At 58.4% G+C, this 15181-nt stretch carries 17 protein-coding genes; 9 read left to right on the forward strand and 8 right to left on the reverse strand.

What is annotated here, in order from left to right; translation table 11 throughout:
* Window positions 1-293 precede the first annotated feature (293 nt).
* Complete coding sequence (rpiA, locus tag C8029_RS02750) at window positions 294-1076, reverse strand: ribose-5-phosphate isomerase RpiA (RefSeq protein ID WP_152002185.1); 783 nt, start codon at window positions 1074-1076, stop codon at window positions 294-296.
* A gap of 178 nt (window positions 1077-1254) precedes the next feature.
* Between rpiA and C8029_RS02755 the strand changes: the two genes are divergently transcribed.
* Together C8029_RS02755 and C8029_RS02760 are read left to right on the forward strand one after the other, a co-directional pair.
* On the forward strand, window positions 1255-1638 hold the full coding sequence (locus C8029_RS02755) for a YbaN family protein (RefSeq protein ID WP_226946216.1): 384 nt from the start codon (window positions 1255-1257) through the stop codon (window positions 1636-1638).
* A 101-nt stretch (window positions 1639-1739) separates the two neighbouring features.
* Window positions 1740-2639, forward strand: coding sequence for a DMT family transporter (locus C8029_RS02760; protein ID WP_339636438.1), 900 nt, complete (start codon window positions 1740-1742; stop codon window positions 2637-2639).
* On the opposite strand, the gene C8029_RS02765 is transcribed toward C8029_RS02760, so the two are convergent.
* A complete protein-coding gene (locus C8029_RS02765) occupies window positions 2640-3308 on the reverse strand; it encodes a thiamine diphosphokinase (protein WP_009570941.1) in 669 nt (222 codons plus the stop codon). It lies immediately after the preceding gene.
* A 140-nt stretch (window positions 3309-3448) separates the two neighbouring features.
* On the opposite strand from C8029_RS02765, the gene C8029_RS02770 reads away from it, so the two are divergent.
* A complete protein-coding gene (locus C8029_RS02770) occupies window positions 3449-5569 on the forward strand; it encodes a hypothetical protein (protein ID WP_152002187.1) in 2121 nt (706 codons plus the stop codon).
* A 72-nt stretch (window positions 5570-5641) separates the two neighbouring features.
* Here C8029_RS02770 and C8029_RS02775 read toward each other — a convergent pair whose 3' ends face one another.
* The 4 genes from C8029_RS02775 to C8029_RS02790 form a co-directional block, all read right to left on the reverse strand.
* The gene (locus C8029_RS02775) at window positions 5642-5878 is read right to left on the reverse strand and encodes a DUF2842 domain-containing protein (RefSeq protein WP_009570943.1); all 237 of its coding nucleotides are present in this window, start codon (window positions 5876-5878) and stop codon (window positions 5642-5644) included.
* Between the two features lie 8 nt (window positions 5879-5886).
* On the reverse strand, window positions 5887-7182 hold the full coding sequence (locus C8029_RS02780; RefSeq protein ID WP_009570944.1) for an adenylosuccinate synthase: 1296 nt from the start codon (window positions 7180-7182) through the stop codon (window positions 5887-5889).
* Between the two features lie 84 nt (window positions 7183-7266).
* Entirely contained in the window at window positions 7267-7827 is a 561-nt protein-coding gene (locus C8029_RS02785) for a GNAT family N-acetyltransferase (RefSeq protein ID WP_009570945.1), read from the reverse strand.
* Complete coding sequence (locus tag C8029_RS02790) at window positions 7824-8381, reverse strand: hypothetical protein (RefSeq protein ID WP_009570946.1); 558 nt, start codon at window positions 8379-8381, stop codon at window positions 7824-7826. The genes C8029_RS02785 and C8029_RS02790 overlap by 4 nt, the downstream gene beginning before the upstream one ends.
* Before the next feature lie 177 nt (window positions 8382-8558).
* On the opposite strand from C8029_RS02790, the gene secG reads away from it, so the two are divergent.
* Together secG and pyrG are read left to right on the forward strand one after the other, a co-directional pair.
* The gene (secG, locus tag C8029_RS02795) at window positions 8559-8918 is read left to right on the forward strand and encodes a preprotein translocase subunit SecG (RefSeq protein WP_009570947.1); all 360 of its coding nucleotides are present in this window, start codon (window positions 8559-8561) and stop codon (window positions 8916-8918) included.
* 203 nt (window positions 8919-9121) lie between these two features.
* Window positions 9122-10765 (forward strand): CTP synthase, encoded by a 1644-nt coding sequence (gene pyrG / locus C8029_RS02800; RefSeq protein WP_009570948.1) that lies wholly within the window; start codon window positions 9122-9124, stop codon window positions 10763-10765.
* A 56-nt stretch (window positions 10766-10821) separates the two neighbouring features.
* Here pyrG and C8029_RS02805 read toward each other — a convergent pair whose 3' ends face one another.
* Window positions 10822-11454 (reverse strand): FMN-binding negative transcriptional regulator, encoded by a 633-nt coding sequence (locus tag C8029_RS02805; RefSeq protein ID WP_152002188.1) that lies wholly within the window; start codon window positions 11452-11454, stop codon window positions 10822-10824.
* 91 nt (window positions 11455-11545) lie between these two features.
* A complete protein-coding gene (locus C8029_RS02810; protein ID WP_226946217.1) occupies window positions 11546-12019 on the reverse strand; it encodes an Lrp/AsnC family transcriptional regulator in 474 nt (157 codons plus the stop codon).
* 52 nt (window positions 12020-12071) lie between these two features.
* Here C8029_RS02810 and C8029_RS02815 point away from each other — a divergent pair, with 52 nt between their 5' ends.
* From C8029_RS02815 to C8029_RS02830, 4 genes are all read left to right on the forward strand, one after another.
* Window positions 12072-12665 (forward strand): LysE family translocator, encoded by a 594-nt coding sequence (locus C8029_RS02815; protein WP_009570951.1) that lies wholly within the window; start codon window positions 12072-12074, stop codon window positions 12663-12665.
* An 84-nt stretch (window positions 12666-12749) separates the two neighbouring features.
* On the forward strand, window positions 12750-13661 hold the full coding sequence (gene ppk2 / locus C8029_RS02820; RefSeq protein ID WP_009570952.1) for a polyphosphate kinase 2: 912 nt from the start codon (window positions 12750-12752) through the stop codon (window positions 13659-13661).
* A gap of 99 nt (window positions 13662-13760) precedes the next feature.
* The gene (locus C8029_RS02825; protein WP_009570953.1) at window positions 13761-14204 is read left to right on the forward strand and encodes a tellurite resistance TerB family protein; all 444 of its coding nucleotides are present in this window, start codon (window positions 13761-13763) and stop codon (window positions 14202-14204) included.
* A gap of 134 nt (window positions 14205-14338) precedes the next feature.
* Window positions 14339-15154: an ABC transporter ATP-binding protein gene (locus C8029_RS02830; protein WP_152002189.1), complete on the forward strand. Its 816-nt coding sequence runs from the start codon at window positions 14339-14341 to the stop codon at window positions 15152-15154.
* Window positions 15155-15181 lie beyond the last annotated feature (27 nt).

The following is a 15181-nucleotide window of genomic DNA, read 5'->3' on the forward strand; positions in this document are numbered from 1 at the left end:
GGGTTTGACGCCAAAGGAAAACCCCGCGGTTTTAGAGCAGGATGGTGTGCAATTCTATCGCCCCGCCAAAGATGCGAACCAAGACAGGAAGACCAAAGCCAAAAGCCCTCCACAAGCAATGGGAAGCTGTGCCCGCCAGTCTTTCATGAGATCCAATGGAGACCAAAACGATCCGTTTGAACGATCCGTTTGGATGGCGACGTTTAAATCCGCGCCATGAAATATAATTTACCCCGCCAACCCATGCCAGCATGCAGAAGGACCATAGAGCGAAAGACATGACCCTTAGCTCACTACAGATCGGCAAAAATGTTTTCGCTTTCCGCGAACTCGATCTGATCTTCGCTTTCCTCGCCCGACAGGATGTCCCGCGTCGTCACCCGGCCATCGCCATGGCCGATGATGACCTTGTCGCAAATATCGATGAACAGTCCGTTTTCGACCACGCCGGGGATTTGGTTCAACACCAAAGTCAATTGCCGCGCATTGCCAATGCGTTGCAGATGAAGATCGACGATGTGATTGCCCTCGTCCGTCACATAGGCGGCATCGCCGTTCATCCGCAGGGTGGCATGTTGACCCAGCACATCCATCGACACCAACGTCTCTTCGATCAGTGCCTTGGTGGTCTGCCAGCCAAAGGGAATGACCTCGACGGGCAAAGGAAACGCGCCCAACATATCGACCTGTTTCGAGACATCCGAGATCACGATCATCTGATCAGAGGCGGTCGCCACGATCTTTTCTTGCAACAACGCACCGCCGCCGCCCTTGATCAGGTTCAGATCGCCATCAAATTCATCGGTGCCGTCAATCGTCAGATCAAGCCATTTCGCCTCATCCAAAGAGATCACTTTGATCCCCTGTTGCCGCGCCAGTTCGGCGGTGCGGCTTGAGGTCGGAACGCCGACGATATTCAGCCCCTCGTCCCGCACCAATTCGCCCAAACACCGCACCATCCACGCCGCCGTGGAGCCTGTGCCCAGACCCAGTTTCATCCCGTCCTCGACAAATTCCACCGCCTTTTTGGCGGCGACAAATTTGGCGGTGTCAATCGGCGACAGGGTGTCGGACATGGTGTATTTCCCCCAAGGATGAGCGCGCGTTTGTGACTGAAAGTGTCACTGGCGGTTATAGGCGGCACACCGCCGTTTGAATAGGATAAATGCGTGTATCCGCCCTCTGCGCCCGTCTGCGGCGTCAAGGCGACTGGACAGCGCGCCGCATGGGCGTAAATGCTTGGGTAAGGGGGACATGGTAGAACAAGGCATGGTTGAGCGGATGTCAAAATATGTCCATCTTACCCTCGGCGGGTTTTGCGTGGCTTTGGGCCTGATCGGTGCGGTGTTGCCGGTCCTGCCGACGACCGGGTTTCTGATTATGGCTGCGTTCTTTTTCACCAAAGGCTCGCCGCGCCTGCGGATGTGGTTGCTGGATCACGCCCATTTTGGCCCCCTCATTCGCAATTGGGAGGAAACCGGGGCCATCCCGCGCCGGATCAAAGCCCTCTCCATCTCGATGATGGCGGCAAGTTTTATAATCTGTCTGATCCTTGGCCTGCCCGCCTATGTGCTCATCGCGCAGGCGGTATTGATGAGTGCCGGGGCGGTCTATATTCTGACACGACCAGACAGTTGAGCCGGAACGCTAGGCGCATTTTTATCTCGAAACCGACTTGCACGCCCGCGCCCTCTACCTGACAAAGGCTCATGATCCAAAATCGCCCCCCAGATCACCCCGTGCTTGGACTCCTTTTGATGGTCGGCTTTTGCGCCATTGCGCCCCTGATCGACGTCAGCGCCAAATTGGCCTCCGTTGCCCATCCGGCGGCGCAAATCACCGTCGGACGCTTTGTGATTCAGGCGCTGATCCTGGTGCCCTTGTCGGGGATCATGGGGCAGTCGTGGCGGATCAGCCGCCGTGACTGGGGCCTGATCGCGTTGCGCGCACTCTTCACCTTGGGCGCGACCTTTGCCTTTGTCGGCGCCGTGTCGGTCATGCCCTTGGCAGACGCCTTGGCGGTGACCTATGTCGAACCTTTCGTAATCTTGCTTTTGGGCTGGATGATCTTTAATGAGCAGATCGGCCCGCGCCGGATCATGGCCGCCGTGGTCGGATTTGCCGGCGCTTTGATCGTGGTGCAGCCGGGGCTTGCGGCCTTTGGCGCAGTGGCGCTTTTGCCCTTTGCCGCCGGTGTCCTCTTTGCCTGTTACATGCTGGTCACCCGTGCGTTGCGCCACCACACGCCCGTACTGTTGCAAGCCGCCACCGCCGTGATCTCTGTGCTCATGGCGCTACCGATTTTGGTCTATTTCGACGGCAAAGGCGGGATGTTTGACCCGGTGATGCCCGAGGGGATCATGTGGGTCTGGCTCATTTCTGTGGGCTTGGCCGCTACCCTGTCGCATCAATTTCTGACCTTGGCGCTGCGCCTTGCGCCCTCCGCCACACTCGCGCCGCTGTCCTATCTGGAACTGGCGTTTTCCACCCTCGCGGGGCTTGTGGTCTTTGGCGATTTCCCCAGCCTCACCGTCTGGGTCGGCATCGCGGTGATCGTCGCCTCGGGGCTGTATCTGATCCACCGCGAACGGATGCACGCGCAAAAACCCCCGGTGGTCGCGGGGCCCACCGCCTCTTAATCACGCATCAAACGCGAGCCCCTGGACCAGCGCCGCAAGGTCCGAACGCGGCAGGATCAACAACATTCCCGGCCCGTCAAAAGCCAAATGGACCTGTGCCTCAGAGGCTTCATTCGAGGTGCCAACCCGGCCCGCCGGGGCAAAATGCAACCCCTCGATCGGCCAGCGCAACCCCTCTGAGCGCCCCGTCACCGGCCCCATTGGGAACAGCGACACGCGCGTGCCGGGCGCAAGGGTGAGGGAAATAGAGCTGGGCACATGGGCGATCACATCAAACTCGCCCACGATGATGCAGCGCTGCTTTGGATGGCGCATCAAAGCCGTGTAGACCGCCAATTCGTGATCCACCCGCGCGCCGGTGAATCCGACGCCAAAAATCAGCGGCGCGTCGATGCGGCTGAGGCATTTTTCGAAATCCGTGCTGTCTTGTTCAGGAATGTGATGCAGCCGCTCTTGGGGAATCACCTCCCTCGCATGCTGTGACACACTGTCAAAATCACCAATCACCGCCTCCGGCATCAGACCTTCGGCTAGGGCGCGATCTGCCGCACCATCGGCTGCGACCAAAATTGGGGCTGATTTTAAGATATCGACAAGAATTTCGCGGTTAACCTGTCCACCGCCCAGTAAAGTCACACTTTTTTCGGTTTTCAGGACAGGATTCTTCATGCTTCAGGCTCCAGCGTTAACCATTTTGCCACATTTCGAACAAGAAATGATCACGGCGATTTCCTTGTTCTGTTCCTATTTGCGAACCAATTCATGGTAAACAGATAGGTGCTGAGCAAGAGCAGAAAGCGAGTATTGGCATGGTGAGTGAGAGTAAAATTCTAACTGTATCCTACGGGACGTTCTCCTGTACGTTGGAGGGATTCGACGATCCGTTCAACACGATGCGGTCCATTGCAGAGTATTTCCGCGATCTCGCGGCGGATGATCGGTATTTCGGGGCCGAACCTCCGACTCCTGATCCCCAAATGTTACATTCCATCGCGGAAAAGGAAATTCAGCGCCGGGTCGAAGCCCGCATGCAAGACAACAGTCTGGTGTTGCGCCAACTTGAGGATGACAGCGATGTCGATGGCAGTGAGGCCGGTCTTGATGCCGCCGCCTCCCGCGCCCGTGCCGCATCACAAGAGGCCAAAGCCCAACGCAAAAAGGCCAAGGCTCACAAAGCCCAAGCCAAATCCACGCCCAATGCCACGACCCCTCCGGCACAAGAGACCGCTGCTCCGGTTTCCTCGCCTGCCCCTCTTGCACAAAACAAACCTGCCCCCACCGCCAAAGTCGCTGCCCCCGCAGTCGGCAACTCCATCGCCGACAAGCTCGAACGCATTCGTGCCGCTGTCGCCCAACGTGGCGAGGCCGAATTCGTTGAAGATCAACAGGCCTCGGTGAATTTCGGCGGTTTCCAAACCATGCCGGATCACACTGAGGTGTTTGATGAGATCGAAGCAGAACAAGAGACCCCGGCGAGTGTGCCAGCGGATGAACCTGTCGCCTTGACCGAGATCGAAAACGATTTTGCCGATGAGATGACCGACGATACCGCCACTGAAGCTGAAGAAAGCCTCACCGAAGAAATCGAAACGGTTCAAGAATCTGTCGAACCCGACGCCGTCAGCGCCAAGGCTGATGACGAGGCCAAACTCGACACCGTCCTCTCCAACCTGCAGCAAGACAATGACACCGCCGCGCAAGAGGCCGTGGCGGTGATTGAGAGCACCGACCGCGCCACGCCGGACATCGACGTCAACCTCGCCGCAGACATTGCCGAGGCCAGCGGAACATCCGCAGAGGCCGAGATCGCCGCAGAAGACACACCAGAAGACGCACCACAAGATCCGCTGCGTCGCGTGCGTGCCCGCGTCGTCAAAATGCGCCGCTCTGACTACGAGGCTCAGCCGCAAGAGGTTGAGGTCGAAGCTGAGACTGAGACAGTCGCCGAGACCGCCAACAGCGATGCCGATTTAACTTCGGCGCTGCGCCGCGAACTTGGCTCCTCTTCGCTCGATGATGAGGCCGAAGACGAGTTGATGCGCGAACTGGCCGAAGTCGCCGCAAGTGGCGCTCTGTCACCGGAAGTGGCGGCCGACATTTTGGACGATGATAGCGAAACCGGCGCGATTGCCGCCGAATACGACGACGACAGCGTCGAAGGCGACGACGACAGCCAACTGTTGGCGGATGAAGACGACGGCGAGGACGAGGGTGACAGCGACACACGCAATGTGTTTGCCACCTCCGATGCGTCGATGTCACGCCTGATGGACGAAACCGACCGCGAAATGGCCAAGGGGGAAAACGCCCGCCGCCGCAACGCAATCCAGCATCTGAAAGCCGCCGTGGGTGCGATTCGCGCCGAGAAAATCGACAAAGATACCACCGCTGAGGACGACGACGATGCGGATGTCTACAAACAAGACCTGGCGCGCGTTGTGCGCCCGCGCCGCCCCGCGGTCAGCGGCCAGACCCACCGCCAATTGCCCCCTTTGATGTTGGTGTCGGAACAACGCATCGACGCCCCTGTCGAAGTCGCCGGTGGTGCCAATATCACTCCGGTTCGGCCGCGCCGCATTTCGACCTCGGCCCTTGCGGTACAACAAGAACAGGTTTTTGACACCGCCGAGGAACTCGATCAAACAGCCGCCGAGACGGTGACGGAATTTGCCGAATTCGCCGAACGTCTTGGGGCTGAAACCCTGCCGGAATTGTTGGAAGCGGCTGCGGCCTATACCCATTTTGTCCAAGGCCGCGACACCGCCACCCGACCACAGATCATGCGACTGGCGACCCAAGCGATGCCCACCGACGTGCCGGTCGAAGAACGATTGCGATCTTTTGGTCAGCTTTTGCGGCAAGGCAAGATCAAAAAGATGACGCGCGGCCAGTTTGCCGTTGCGGCCAGCACGCGGTTCAAGCCGCGCTGAATGTCGTTAAAAGACCTACGAAAAAGGCCGCCCTTCGGGGCGGCCTTTTTAAGTCATCTGACTATCTTGGGGTCAATCTTCGTGATCTTGCCGCGGCGCATCAGGATCGGCCTGACCGATGCCTTTGAACACCGCCTTAAGCGGCAGCGCCCAAAGCACGCCCAGCCCAATATAGACCGCCAGTTCGACCCAAATCGACGGGCGCTCCAGCCAGTTCATCACCGTCACCGCCACCACGATATAGCCGGGCAGACCCAGCACAAGGATCAAAAGCGCCAGACGGCGACGGGATTTGTAGCTTAGAGCCATGCCGCGCCTTAATCCGCAAACGGATCGGTGACGAGGATCGTGTCTTCGCGCTCGGGCGAGGTCGACAACATCGACACCGGGCATTCGATCAGCTCTTCGATGTGACGGACATATTTGATCGCATTGGCCGGAAGATCGTTCCAAGAGCGTGCGCCTTCGGTCGATTCGGACCAGCCGGGCATTTCCTCATAGATCGGCGTGCAGCGCGCCTGTTGATCCGCAGCGGTCGGCAGGTAATCGAGACGCTCCCCGTCCAGATCATAGCCAACACAGATTTTCAGCGTCTCAAACCCGTCCAGAACGTCGAGCTTGGTCAGGGCAATCCCGGTCACACCAGAGGTCGCACAGGTCTGACGCACGAGCGCGGCATCGAACCAGCCACAGCGGCGTTTGCGCCCGGTGACAGTGCCAAACTCATGACCGCGTTCGCCCAACCGCTGACCATCGTCATCAAGCAATTCGGTCGGGAACGGACCTTCGCCCACGCGGGTGGTATAGGCTTTGACGATGCCCAACACATAGTTGATCGCCCCCGGCCCCATGCCCACACCCGTGGCGGCCTGACCGGCGATCACGTTCGACGAGGTCACAAACGGATAGGTGCCGAAATCAATGTCCAAAAGCGCGCCCTGAGCGCCTTCAAACAGAATGCGCTTGCCGGCCTTGCGCTGCTCGTTGAGCACTTTCCAAACCGGTTTCGCATAAGGCAGAATTTCGCCCGCAATGGCTTTGAGATCGTTGATCAAACGGTCGCGATCGACCGGCTCGATGCCAAGACCTTTGCGCAGCGGATCGTGGTGCTGAAGCGCACGATCGACACGGGCAATCAACGTGGCCTCATCGGCCAAGTCCGCCACGCGCACCGAACGCCGACCGACTTTGTCCTCGTAAGCCGGGCCGATGCCGCGGCCCGTGGTACCAATCTTTGTCCCTTTGGAGGCCGCTTCTTCGCGCGCCCGATCCAATTCACCGTGGATCGGCAGGATCAGCGGCGTGTTTTCCGCGATCATCAAGGTCTCTGGCGAAATGTCCACGCCTTGCTCGCGGATCTTTGCGATTTCCGCCACAAGATGCCACGGGTCCAACACAACCCCATTGCCGATCACCGACAATTTGCCGCCACGCACCACACCCGAAGGCAATGCGTTCAGCTTATAGACCTTGCCGTCGATGACGAGCGTGTGGCCGGCATTGTGACCACCTTGGAAGCGCGCGATGATGTCTGCGCGTTCAGAAAGCCAGTCTACAATCTTGCCTTTTCCCTCGTCACCCCACTGGGCGCCGACAACGACGACGTTAGCCATAATGAATCCTTTGGATTGGATGAAGCCCGGGGCTGTATAGCCAGCCAGACCGCGCGATGAAACCACAATTTAAAGGCTACGGCTTTATATTGCGCAAATTTCGCTGAGATCGGCCCAGCCATAGGCGATCTCGTCCAGACCTTCGCCATTCTGGCCGTCGATCCGTTCGGCGGACACAACGCCACCAATCGCCTGATAAAAGCCACGCGCCCCCGCGTTTTCGGACAGGACCCAAAGGGCTGCGGCACCATGCCCCATCGCGGTGAGCGCCCTTGCCCCCTCGCCCATCAACGCCCGGCCAATCCCCTGTCGTTGTACGCTGTCTGCGACATAAATCGCAGAGAATTCGCCGGGGAAAGACGTCAGCAACTCTTCGTCGCGCTGATCGCTACAGGACAAAAAGCCCACAACAGCGCCCGATTGTTCAGCCACAAACACCGCGCCTCGCCCGGATTCCGCATAAGCCGTGAGGATTTTCTCCCAACCGTTTTCACGATCCGCCACCGACATGCGTTCAATCAACGCGGCGGGCAGGATGTCGCGATAGGCGCTTTGCCACACCGCCACTTGCACCTCGGCAATGGCATGAGCGTCAGAAAGCGTAGCGGGGCGCAGGGAAAAAGGCAGCGGCTGGGTCTGTGTCATGACCGCTTTTTTAGCCCGCGGAATAGGACAAGCACCAGCCCCAAAAGCAACACCCCAAAAATCGCAAAGGGCGCGACCGCCGACCCCGCCTCGGGGCTGAACAGCACCGACCAGAGCAGTTTCAACCCAGCCCCAAGCGCGACAACGGCAAAGCCAAGCCACAGGGACCGCCGCCAAAAGGCCAAGGCCACCAGCCCCAAATAGACCGCAACTGCGAGAGCGCCCAACAGATTGGCCGTGGTCCACCCCGATTGCAAAAGCGCGCGCTCCATCGCCAGAAAGGCCAGAACATCCTCCCGTGGCGCGGCGGGGACAGGGAACCAGAACATCGACGTTACAATCGCCAGAACCGCCAAAATCACCCCCGGCAACCAGCGCCGCCACGCGAAATAACAATAGGGCAGCACCAAAACCGGGCGCGAGATCCACGACAGGGTGTTTTGATGGCGCGCAAAGGCCCAGTCGAAAAAGGTTGAATTTGTGAAAAACAGCCAAAGCACGACGACAAGCGCCGCCGTGCACACAATCGACAAAATGATAGTCCCGCGGGACATGGCGAACCTATGGTTTGGGCATGGCAGACGCGGGTCAAAGAGGGCACATCCCGCTTGATTATGTCAAGAAAGCGCAGCGGCACCGAAGCCGCACACGCATTTGACATGGTTTGTGGGGTTGCGTCAGTCCACCGAAGCTTTTAAGTAGCCCCATCGAACGACCCAAAGGCCTGATCCATGGAAAATGTCATCCTCGTCATCCACCTGATCCTAGCGCTTTGCCTGATTGGCATTGTGCTCTTGCAGCGCTCTGAGGGTGGCGGCCTTGGCATGGGCGGCGGCGGCGACGTCATGACCGGCCGCGCGGCGGCCACGGCCCTTGGCAAACTGACCTGGATCTTTGCGATCGGCTTTATCTGCACCTCCCTGACACTGACCGTTTTGGCGCGTCGGGATGCGGCCACCTCCTCTGTGATGGACGGTGTCGCAATCGAGGATGTGGCTCCGGCTGAGACCACCACACCGGCCTTGCCGTCGGGTGACAGCTTGTTGCCGCCCTCCGCGGATGCACCAATCGAAGCACCGCGCGCCGACTGATCCACCTAAACCTCAGGCTTTAACAATCCCTTGGGCGTTGAGCGGATTTCTCCCTCAACATGTTGCGGTTTGGTTGCGCGGGACGACCGAATCTGATATCGCTTAAATCCCGTGAACCGTGGTGTTTTTGGCCCCTCTACTGGACCGAAATCAAACACCGCGTCCGCATGAATTTTGGACTATCACGGGAGACACTCCAGCCCATGGCACGTTACGTTTTTATCACCGGCGGTGTTGTATCCTCGCTTGGCAAAGGCCTTGCCTCGGCCGCCCTCGGCGCGCTTTTGCAAGCCCGCGGTTATTCGGTCCGTCTGCGCAAACTTGACCCTTACCTCAACGTCGATCCGGGCACGATGAGCCCGTTTGAACACGGCGAAGTGTTTGTGACCGACGATGGGGCGGAGACCGATCTCGACCTTGGCCACTACGAACGCTTCACTGGCGTGGCGGCCCGCAGCACAGATTCGATTTCCTCTGGCCGCGTGTACACCAATGTTTTGGAAAAAGAGCGCCGTGGCGATTACCTTGGCAAGACCATTCAGGTGATCCCGCATGTCACCAATGAAATCAAAGACTTCCTTGAAATCGGCGATGATGAGGTCGATTTCATGCTTTGCGAGATCGGCGGCACCGTGGGCGACATCGAAGGCCTGCCCTTTTTCGAGGCCATCCGCCAATTCGCCCAGGACCGCCCGCGCGGCCAGTGCATTTTCATGCACCTGACGCTGCTCCCCTACATCACCGCCTCTGGCGAGTTGAAAACCAAACCGACCCAGCACTCGGTGAAAGAGCTGCGCACCATCGGCCTTCAGCCGAATGTGTTGGTCTGCCGCTCCGAGCATCCGATCCCGGAAAAAGAGCGCGAAAAAATCGCCCTGTTCTGTAACGTCCGCAAAGAGGACGTGATCGCAGCACCGGATTTGAAATCCATCTACGAAGCCCCTCTCGCCTATCACCGCGAAGGTCTGGACCAGGCCGTGCTGGATGCCTTCGGCATCGCGCCTGCGCCGAAACCCGACCTGACCGTGTGGCATGACGTGGCCGACCGGGTGTTCAACCCCGAAGGCGAAGTCAAAATCGCCATCGTCGGCAAATATGTCCAACTGGAAGACGCGTATAAATCCATCGCCGAAGCGCTGACCCATGGCGGCATGGCCAACCGGGTGCGCGTCAAGGTCGAATGGGTCGACGCCGAGATTTTCGAACGCGAAGACCCTGCCCCCTACCTCGAAGGCTTCCACGCCATTTTGGTTCCCGGCGGCTTTGGCGAGCGCGGCACCGAGGGCAAAATCAAAGCGGCGGAATTCGCCCGCACCCGCAAAATCCCCTATCTCGGCATCTGTCTTGGCATGCAATTGGCCGTCATTGAGGCCGCGCGTAATCTGGCGGGGATCGACACCGCCGGGTCCGAAGAGTTTGATCACGAAGCGGGCAAAAAACGGTTTGAACCGGTGGTCTACCACCTCAAAGAATGGGTGCAGGGCAACCATACCGTGCGCCGCAAAGCCGGTGACGACAAGGGCGGCACCATGCGCCTTGGCGCCTATAGCGCGACCTTGACCGAAGGCTCAAAAGTGGCCGAGATTTATGGCGGGACCGAGATCGAAGAACGCCACCGTCACCGCTATGAGGTCGACACGAAATACCGTGAGAAACTGCAAGACTGCGGCCTGATCTTTTCCGGCATGTCGCCTGACGGGCGCTTGCCCGAGATCGTCGAACTCAAAGACCATCCGTGGTACATCGGCGTTCAGTTCCACCCGGAATTGAAATCCAAACCCTTTGCCCCCGCGCCTTTGTTCCGCGACTTTGTGCGCGCTGCCAAAGAGATTTCGCGGCTGGTGTAAACCGTTCAAAAATCACAAAAAAGGCGCTCTTTGGGGTGCCTTTTTTCGTCTCTACCTTAGTCTTGAGCCGCCGGGAACGACGCCAAGGCCTGCGCCAGATCCACGCCCTGTTCGCCCGACGCCATCAGCCCCTCATAGGTGCCCTGACGGTCGGCGGACGATTTGTGCTGGTTGACCTTCCATTTGCCCTCCAACCGATCCACCCTGAACCGCAGCCCGATGATGCCGCGTTTGAGCGCTGCGAGATAGGGCACCGGCGCATCCGACATCGCCCAAGGCTCCGCCCGTCCCGCCTCATGGCGATGGGTCAAATCGCGCAGATGGGCATGAAGCTCCTCCGCGCCATTGAAACTTTCAAACACCCCATGGGCGTGAACCACGATATAGGCCCAAGTCGGCACTACTTTGCCATCCACCTGTTTTGACGGGTAAAATGAGGGTGACACATAGGCTTGCGGCCCTTGGAACATCACCACAGAGCCAGCCCCCGCCAGTTTCCAATGCGGATTGGGCCGCGCCACATGGCTTTCCAATATGACCCGGCCGCCCTCTTCGCGCACGATCCACGGCAGGTGGCTGATCTCAACCCCGTCCGGCGTCGGCGTGATCAGCGCGCCAAAGGAAATCTCGGTCATCACATAAGCCAGCGTTGCAGGATCATGGATGGCGGAATTGTTCGGTGTGTACATGCGGCTGCGTCCTCTTTGCCCCCGCCTAACATGCGCCTCCGCAGCTCGAAACAGAAATTTGGGGGATGGGCGCGAATCCGACGATCGGGCCTCAGGCCCGCAAATCTTTTGGGCTTTCCATCACGATGTAAGAGGTGATCGAGGCCACCTCCGGCACGGTGCCCAACACTTCGGTATGAAAGCGTTTGTAGGCGGTCAAATCCACAGTTTCGACCCGGAGCAAATATTCAAACACCCCGGCGATGTTGTGACATTCCTTGACCTCGGGAGCGTAGCGCATCGCCGCCTCAAAGCCCTTTTGCGCCGCCTTGTTGTGCACCGACAGGCCGACCGCGATATAGGCGGTGAAGCCCTGCCCGATCTGTGAGCGGTCGATGATGGCGCGGTAACCGCGAATGACGCCGCGCCGCTCCAACTCGCTCACCCGCCTCGACGTGGCCGAAGGTGACAGGCCGACACGCTCCGAGAGTTGTAGGTTGGTGAGGCGGCCATCGCGCTCAAGCTCACGCAATATATTTTCGTCTATCCCATCCACATTCGTCATTCCGTGCAAAATAACCGCCATTCCTCACATCTTTGCACGGATATTGCGGCATCAAAAGACTAATCTGCCCGGCATGGATATGACCCTTTTCATCGCCCTTCTGGCCTTCGCCTTTGTCTCCTCGGTCACGCCGGGGCCGAACAACCTGATGCTTCTGGCCTCGGGGGCCAATTTCGGCCTGCGTCGGACGGTGCCGCATATGTTCGGGGTCTCGCTGGGCCATAGTTTCATGGTGTTCATCGTCGGGCTTGGGCTGGCGCAGATGTTTCAGGCCTACCCACCGTTGCGCCAGATCATGTTGGTCGCCTCCGTCGCCTATATGAGCTGGCTGGCGTGGAAAATCGCCCATGCCAGCGCGCCCGAAGGGGGCAAAGTCGGCGGCAAGCCGTTGACGTTTTTTCAAGCGGCGGCGTTTCAATGGGTGAACCCGAAGGGTTGGATCATGGCGATCAGCGCGCAGACCAACTATGCGCAGGATGCCACATGGGGGGCCGCGCTCATGGTCGGTGTTGGCTTTGTGATCGTCAACTTCCCGGCGATCACGCTTTGGGCCTGGCTCGGTCAGGAAATGCGCCGTTTTTTGACCAACAGTCGCCGTTTGACGGCGTTCAATTGGACAATGGCGGCGCTTTTGATCGCCTCTTTGATGCCAATCCTTTTCCATTAAGAAACCGTCATGTATGCGTGGTTAAACGCACTTCAGAATTGCGACCCCAATCGCAACACAGTGCACAGACAGACGGAGTAGATGATGAGTTTTGACAAAGACGCCCAAGACTGGCTTGAGGCCGAACTGGCCGACACACTCGACGAAGAGTGGGAAATTGAGCTCGAAGATTCGATCCTGTCGCGCGAAATCAAAAAGATTTACCAAAAAGAGCATCCCGATATGCTCGAACGTGCGGTCTATTTCCGCGAATTGCTGCGGCTTCAGGCCGAATTGATCAAGCTGCATGATTGGGTCGAACAGACCGGACAAAAGGTCGTGGTCTTGTTTGAGGGCCGCGATTCGGCGGGCAAAGGCGGCGTGATCAAACGGATCACCCAGCGGCTGAACCCGCGCGTCGTGCGTGTCGTTGCCCTACCCGCGCCGTCCAATCGCGAAAAAAGCCAATGGTATTTCCAACGCTATGTGCCACACCTGCCGGCGGCGGGTGAAATGGTGCTGTTTGATCGCTCTTGGTACAACCGTTCCGGCGTGGAGCGGGTGATGGGCTTTGCCGACGAGGATCAGGTCGAACAATTTTTCCAGGACGTTCCCGATTTTGAACGGATGCTGGTGCGCTCTGGCATCAAAGTGATCAAATATTGGTTCTCGATCACCGATGAAGAACAGCAAATGCGATTCCTGATGCGCATCCATGACCCGATGAAACAGTGGAAGTTGTCACCGATGGATTTGCAATCGCGCATCCGTTGGGAAGATTACACCAAGGCGAAAGAAGACACATTCGCCCGCACCAACATCCCCGAAGCGCCATGGTATATCGTTGAAGGCAATGACAAAAAACGCGCGCGGCTGAATTGCATCGACCATTTGCTGTCGCAGTTCAACTATCACGAAATGCCACATGAAGAGGTGCATTTGCCGGAGCGGGTTTACAACAAGACCTATGAACGCGCGGTGTTGCCGCCTGAGCTTTACGTGCCGAGCAAATACTAAGGCCGCTTCAGGCGGGGCGGTGTTAACGTTCTCGCGAGCCAAGGCCGGACCCGACGGTCCGGCCTTTCCCTTTTGTCAAAGGCATCCTATATCCGTTCCATGTTTGGTGATTTTCTCAAAACTCTGCTGCAACCCGCCCCGCCACGTCTTCAAGTGACAGACGCGCGGCGTGCTTTGGCGGCGCTCTTGGTCCGTGTGGCCCGCGCTGACGGTCATTATGCGCCAGAAGAAGCGGTGCGGATCGAGAAAGTCCTGATCGAACGCTATGCCCTGTCGCCCTTTGAGGCGGCGAAACTGCGCGGCGAGGCCGAGGTGCTTGAAGACGAAGCCCCCGACACCGTGCGCTTTACCCGCGCCATCAAAGAGGCCGTGCCCTATGAGGACCGCGAAAGCGTGATCGAAGGGCTTTGGTCGGTGGTTTTGGCCGACGGCGTGCGCGACAGCGACGAGGATACGCTTTTGCGTTTGGTTGCGAATCTTTTGGGTGTGAACGACCGCGACAGCGCTTTGGCGCGCAAAAGGGTCGAGGCACGATTGGGCTAAGCCCGGCCATAAGGCCCAAAGCAAGCCCAAGCCCTAGGCGCGGGCCATACATATGATCAAAAAACAGGCGAAACGCTGCGGCACCCTGATGATCATTGTTGCATATGCTTAAGATTTCGCCCTAACTCTTGTTGATGTTGACCAAAGACTCAAAAACCGCACCCGCCACTCAGCCTCTTGAGGCAAATCCCGTGATCGAAATCCGGGATTTGCACAAATCCTATGGCGAGTTGGAGGTGCTCAAGGGCGTTTCACTGCGCGCCCCGCGCGGCCATGTGCTTTCACTCATTGGCTCGTCGGGCTCAGGCAAATCCACGTTGTTGCGCTGTGCCAACCTGTTGGAGGACAGCCAAAGCGGCGAGATCCTGTTTGAGGGTGAGCCGATCACATGGAAAGGCGAAGGCCTGCACCGGCGCCCCGCGGATCGCAAACAGGTGCTACGCATCCGCACCAACCTGTCGATGGTGTTTCAACAATTCAATCTTTGGGCCCATATGACAATTTTGGAAAACGTCATGGAGGCCCCCGTCACGGTCATGGGGCGCGACAAAAAAGAGGTCGAAGCCAGCGCGCGCGCCTATCTCGACAAGGTCGGCATTGGCGACAAATGTGACGTCTACCCGGCGCAGATGTCCGGCGGCCAACAACAACGCGCCGCAATCGCGCGCGCCTTGTGCATGGAACCGAAAGCCCTTTTGTTTGACGAACCGACCTCTGCCCTTGATCCCGAATTGGAACAAGAGGTGGTCAAGGTGATCAAGGCCCTGGCCGAAGAGGGCCGGACTATGATGATCGTCACCCATGACATGCGCATGGCGGCGGATATTTCCGATCATGTGGTGTTTTTGCACAAAGGGTTGATCGAAGAAGAGGGTCACCCGACCCAGCTTTTCAATCAGCCCAAATCCGAACGCCTGCAACAGTTTCTCAGCGCGACTGTGCCGGCCTAAACAAGCGCTACCAATGGGAGAATTTTC

This window comes from Roseobacter sp. TSBP12, from assembly GCF_009129705.1.
In the GTDB taxonomy this organism is placed as follows: Bacteria; Pseudomonadota; Alphaproteobacteria; order Rhodobacterales; family Rhodobacteraceae; genus Celeribacter; species Celeribacter baekdonensis_A.